The following is a 2,087-nucleotide window of genomic DNA, read 5'->3' as shown; positions in this document are numbered from 1 at the left end:
CCCCACTCCCCCAGCAGGCGCCGCCGCTTGGCGCCGGGCAGCTCGGGCAGGGTGGCCCGCAGCTCCTCCACCCACTCGCGCGGGGGCGCGATGGGCAGCAGGTCGGGCTCGGGGAAGTAGCGGTAGTCCTCGGCGTCGGACTTCACGCGACCCGGCGACGTGGTGCCGTCCTCCTCGTGGTAGTGCCGCGTCTCCTGGACGACGGTGCCGCCCTCGGAGAGGATCGCCGCCTGGCGGGACACCTCGAAGCGCACGACGCGCTCGATGCCGCGGAAGGAGTTGACGTTCTTCGTCTCGGAGCGCACCCCGAGCGGGCTCTCCGGGGTGTCGCGCAGGGAGAGGTTGATGTCGGCGCGCACGTTGCCGCGCTCCATGCGGGCCTCGGAGACCTCCAGCGCCCGGAAGATGTCACGCAGGGTCTGCACGTAGGCGCGTGCCACCTCCGCCACGCGCGGGCCCGCACCCTCGATGGGGCGGGTGACGATCTCCACCAGGGGCACGCCGGCGCGGTTGTAGTCCACCAGGGAGTGGTCCGCGCCCTGGATGTGGCCCTCGGCGCCGCCGATGTGGGTGTTCTTGCCGGCGTCCTCCTCCATGTGGGCGCGTTCGATCTCCACGCGGAAGATCTCCCCGTCCTCCAGCTCGACGTCCACCCACCCGTCGTGGGCGATGGGCTCGTCGTACTGGGAGGTCTGGAAGGCCTTGGTGAGGTCGGGGTAGAAGTAGTTCTTCCGCGCGAAACGGCAGTACTCCGCGATCTCGCAGTTCAGCGCCAGGCCGATCCTGATCGCGTACTCGATGGCCTTGTGGTTGACCACGGGCAGGGACCCGGGCAGGCCCAGGGACACCGGGGTGACGTAGGTGTTGGGTGCACCGCCGAAGGCATTGGGGGCGGCGTCGAACATCTTCGTCCTCGTCCCCAGCTCGACGTGCACCTCGATGCCGAGGACGGGGTCGAATTCGCGTACCGCCTCGTCGTAGTCCATCAGCTCCGCCATCACTCCGACTCCTCCCACCGCGCGGCCGGGGAGGCCCCGGCGACGTCCTCGCTGAGGTCGGCGACCAGCTGGGCGACCTCGTACATCCTCTGGTCCCCGCGGGCGGGGGCGATCACCTGGAAGCCGACGGGCAGGCCGTCCGCCGCCACGGCGTTGGGCACCGACATCGCGGGCACGCCCGCCAGGTTCGCCGGGATCGTGGCCACGTCGTTGAGGTACATGGCCATCGGGTCGGAGATCTTGTCCCCGAACTTGAAGGCGGTGGTCGGAGCGGTCGGGGAGACCAGCACGTCGACCTCGTCGAAGACCCGCGCGAAGTCGCGCTGGATCAGGGTGCGCACCTTCTGGGCGGAGCCGTAGTAGGCGTCGTAGTAGCCGGCGCTCAGCACGTGGGTGCCCAGGATGATGCGGCGCTTGACCTCCTCACCGAAGCCGGCCTCACGGGTGGCGGCCATGACGCGCTCGGCGGTGACCTTGCCCTCCTCGGGCAGGACGCGGATGCCGTAGCGCATGCCGTCGAAACGGGCCAGGTTCGAGGAGACCTCGGCGGGCATGATCAGGTAGTAGGCCGCGAGCGCGTACTCGAAGCTCGGGCAGGAGACCTCGTGGACCTCCGCGCCGGCCCCGCGCAGCTTCTCGACGGTGGCCTGGAAGGCGTCGAGGACCTCGGGCTGGTAGCCCTCCCCCGACAGCTCCTCGACCACGCCGACGCGCAGGCCCGTGATCCCGTCGCGGTGGACGGCCTCCACGGCCTCCAGCAGTGGGGGGACCGGCTCCTTCAACGAGGTCGAGTCAGCCGGGTCCCAGCCCCCCAGGAGTTCCTGCAGGGCGGCGGCGTCGGCCACCGTGCGGGTGACCGGGCCGATCTGGTCCAGGGAGGAGGCCATGGCGACCAGCCCGTAGCGCGAGACCGCACCGTAGGTGGGCTTCACGCCCACCGTCCCGGTGACGGCGCCGGGCTGGCGGATCGAACCGCCCGTGTCGGACCCGAGGGCCAGGGGCACCATGAAGGAGGACACCGCTGCGGCCGAGCCGCCCCCGGACCCGCCGGGGATGCGGGAGAGGTCCCAGGGGTTGCCGGTGGGACCG

2 protein-coding genes are annotated in these 2,087 nt (G+C 71.2%); both read right to left on the bottom strand.

All coding sequences use genetic code 11. The features are described 5' to 3' along the window. The coding region (gatB, locus tag TA90_RS12275) for an Asp-tRNA(Asn)/Glu-tRNA(Gln) amidotransferase subunit GatB (RefSeq protein WP_043536885.1) at window positions 1–998 on the bottom strand (998 nt) is incomplete at its 3' end. After that, window positions 998–2,087 (bottom strand): amidase family protein (locus tag TA90_RS12270; RefSeq protein WP_043536884.1); only part of this gene is annotated, 1,090 nt, incomplete at its 5' end. The genes gatB and TA90_RS12270, both read right to left, overlap by 1 nt.

This window comes from Actinomyces polynesiensis (genome assembly GCF_000820725.1).
Classification (GTDB): domain Bacteria; phylum Actinomycetota; class Actinomycetes; order Actinomycetales; family Actinomycetaceae; genus Pauljensenia; species Pauljensenia polynesiensis.
The sequence above is the reverse complement of the archived record's forward strand: the minus strand, read 5'-3'. Positions and strand labels throughout refer to the sequence as shown.